This window comes from Acidobacteriota bacterium (assembly GCA_012517875.1).
Classification (GTDB): domain Bacteria; phylum Acidobacteriota; class JAAYUB01; order JAAYUB01; family JAAYUB01; genus JAAYUB01.
In genome coordinates this window covers 1-3,189 of record JAAYUB010000008.1, presented here as the reverse complement: position 1 = coordinate 3,189, position 3,189 = coordinate 1, and the positions used below count along the sequence as shown (strand labels likewise).

3 protein-coding genes are annotated in these 3,189 nt (G+C 68.2%); all 3 read left to right on the top strand.

From position 1 onward, the window contains the following. The first annotated feature begins 211 nt into the window (after positions 1–211). Positions 212–1,015 (top strand): hypothetical protein, encoded by an 804-nt coding sequence (locus GX414_00895; GenBank protein ID NLI45642.1) that lies wholly within the window; start codon positions 212–214, stop codon positions 1,013–1,015. A gap of 90 nt (positions 1,016–1,105) precedes the next feature. Further along, positions 1,106–2,422 carry an insulinase family protein gene (locus GX414_00890; protein ID NLI45641.1) on the top strand — a complete coding sequence of 439 codons (1,317 nt, stop codon included), beginning with the start codon at positions 1,106–1,108 and terminating at the stop codon, positions 2,420–2,422. A gap of 6 nt (positions 2,423–2,428) precedes the next feature. After that, positions 2,429–3,189, top strand: a 761-nt coding sequence (locus GX414_00885) for an insulinase family protein (protein ID NLI45640.1), incomplete at its 3' end; no start/stop codon positions are given.

The window sequence follows — 3,189 nt, the reverse complement described above, 5'->3', positions numbered from 1 at the left end:
GGATACATCAGATCGTGAATGTGTGCACGATGTGATGCTATTCGGCCACCCTTAACAACTCCCCCCTCGGGGGGAGTTGTGCACGATGTTAGTGAACATCGGTCATGAGAAAAGTTGTGCACGATGTGATGCTATTCCACAATTAACCATTAACCATCAACTATAAACCCCGCGCCCATGAAACCGGCCGGATTATGGCATAATGACCGCCATGGGAACACGAACGGACCATGAGCGCGAGGCGGGCCGGCAGGCGGTTCGCGACAGCCTGCGGCGGCGGGGTTTCGACTTCGCCGGCGAGTCTTCGGCCGGCGAACCGCCAGCTGCGGACCGGCTGTCCCGGCCGCGCCGGGACCGCTTTTACACGCTGTTGAAGCGGTACTCCTTCCGCCTCTTCCTGCGCGACTACCTCCTCAAGGACGAGGCGCGCGTGCTGCGCGGCCGCCGCTTCTACACCGCCGAGAAAGCCGCCGAGTACGCCGCCGAGATGACCGCGATCTTCGGGCCGGGCGGGGCGGCGCGCATCCGGGCGGAGCTGGCCGAAAACATGGGCGGGCTCTTCGAGTGGTTCGTCGAGGAGATGCTGTACCGCGAGTTCACCTTGCCCGCCCTGCGGGGGGTCCGGCTCAGGAATTCGCCGGTGAGCGGCGACCTGGACCTGGTGGCGCTCCTGGAAGGCGGCCTGCTGGTGGGGGAGATTAAGTCGTCGCCGCCGAAGCACATCCACCAGGGGGAGATCGACGCCTGCATCGGCCGACTCTTCGCCCTGCAGCCGCGCTACGCCCTGATCATCGAGGACACCCACCTGCGCCTCGGCGACAAGATGGCGCCCATGGTGGACGAGGCGCTGGCGGCGGCCGCAGTCGGCGCCGAGCGGCTGACCCGGCTCGAAGGAGAGACCTTCGCCTGGCGCGACGCCCTGGTGCTGCTCGGCTCCAAGCCCGACCTCCAGCACAACCTGGCGGCGGCCTTCCGCTTTTTTCTCGGCCGGCGGTCGCCGTTCCGGGTGGACTGACCCGGGGCGTCCGACGCCGCGAGAAACGCTTGTCTTCCCGGGCGGCCCGGACTACAATGGGCGGCTTTCAACCCGACTGCGGGGGCTACCATGCAGCACATCCGAACCCTGATCCTTGGCCTGATCCTGATCGCGGCCGCGCTGCCGGCCGCCGGCGCCTTCGGCCCGGCGGACGTGCAGGAACACCGCCTCGACAACGGCCTGAAGGTCCTGTTGGTGCGCGACGCCTCGATTCCCAACATCGCCTATTACACCTTCTTTCGGGTGGGCTCCCGCAACGAGCGGCCCGGCCTGACCGGAGTGTCCCATTTCATCGAGCACATGATGTTCAACGGCACCGCCGCGATCGGCCCCGGTGAATTCGACCGGCGGATGGAAGGGCTGGGCGGCAGCAACAACGCGTTTACCAGCGAGGACATCACCGCCTACACCGACTGGTTCCCGGCCGGCGGCCTGGCGGAGATGGTGGCCATGGAAGCCGACCGGATGCGGGGCATCAGCTTCGTGCCCGAGGTCTTCGAATCGGAGCGGGGCGTGGTCGCCTCGGAGCGCCGCATGGCGGTGGAGAACAGCAACGACGGCCTGCTCGACGAGCTGCTCCGCTCCACGGCCATCGCCGCCCATCCGTACCACTGGGGCGTGATCGGCTGGATGAGCGACATCCTGAGCTGGCGGCGTCCCGAGGTCATGGACTACTTCCGCCTGTATTACGCGCCCAACAACGCCGTGCTGGTGGTGGTGGGCGATTTCGAGCCGACGGCCGCGCTGGAGCTGGTCCGCCGGCATTACGGCGATATCCCCGCCAGCCCCGAGCCGCCGCCGGTGACCACGCGGGAACCCGAGGCGGTGGCCGCCAAGCGCGTGCTGCTCCGCCGCCAGGCCATGACGCCGCTCTTCAAACTGGCCTTTTTGGTGCCGGGGACAGGCGACGCCGACTACTTCGCCCTGCAGCTGCTGGACAACATCCTGCTGGAGGGGGAGAGCTCCCGCCTGTACCGTCGCCTGGTCCGCGAGGAAAAGCTGGCCACCGCCGTGACGGGCGGCATGCCGGACAACCTCGATCCCAACCTGTTCATCGTTGACGTCAAGCCGGTGGCGGGCGCCGACCCGGTCCGGATCGAAACCGTGATCTGGGAGGAATTGGAGCGGGTGCGCCGCGAAGGCGTGTCGGCCCGCGAGTACCAGAAGGCGCTCAACATGCGGCGGGCCGCCTTCTACGACGGCCTCGACAGCATCAGCGGCAAGGCCCTGCAACTGGGCTTGGCCGAGATCTACCACGGCGGCTGGCGCAACCTGTTCACCCTGGCTGAACGGTACCGGTCCGTTCCCCACGAACAGATTCAGGCGGTGGCCCGGAAGTATCTCAATCCCCGAGCGGCCACGTTGGCCGTGCTCCAACCGGAGTAGACCGCCATGAACCACAGAACGACCCTCACCGGATGGCTGATTCTGGCGCTGGCCGCGTTCGCCGCGGCCAATGGCTTCCAGCTGCACCCCCCGGCGGAGCAGCGGCTGGACAACGGACTGATGGTGCTCATCCACCGCGACGATTCCCTGCCGGTGGTGCACGTCTCCTGCCTGCTCGTCGGCGCCGGCACCGCCTTCGAACCGGCCGACCGGGGCGGCCTGGCTGAGTTGACGGGGCGGCTGCTGCTCCGGGGGACCGCCGGCCTGAACGCCGACGCCCTGGCCGAGGAGCTCGACTTCCTGGGCGCCGCACTCGAAGTCGAGACCGACGCCGAGCACATCCGGCTCAGCGGGCGGTGCCTCGCCGAGCACCTGCCGCGCCTGCTGGAGATCCTCGCGGGCAGCCTGACCGCGCCGCTGCTGGCCGAAGAGGAGTTCATCAAGGAACGCAACCGGCAGCTGGAGCAGGTGCGCGCCATCAAGGACGAGCCCGGCGAGGTCATCGCCCTCTACGGCCGCCGGGCATACTTCGGCGAACACCCGCTCGGGCGTTCCGTCTTGGGCACGGAGGCCTCCCTGCCCATCATCGGCCACACCGACGTCCGGCAGTTCTACCGCCGGCACGTCCGCCCGGACCGCTGCATCCTGGCGGTGGTGGGGCATTTCAATCCCGAGGAACTCGCTAGCCGATTGCAGGCCACGCTGGGGGCGTGGCCGAAGCCGGACGAGGCGGCGCCCGGCCTCGCCCTGCCACCGGTCCCGCCGGC

Excerpts from the sequence above, each read along its gene's own strand:
- GX414_00895 (NLI45642.1), top strand. The coding sequence starts at position 212 with ATGGGAACACGAACGGACCATGAGCGCGAGGCGGGCCGGCAGGCGGTT.
- GX414_00890 (NLI45641.1), top strand. The coding sequence starts at position 1,106 with ATGCAGCACATCCGAACCCTGATCCTTGGCCTGATCCTGATCGCGGCC.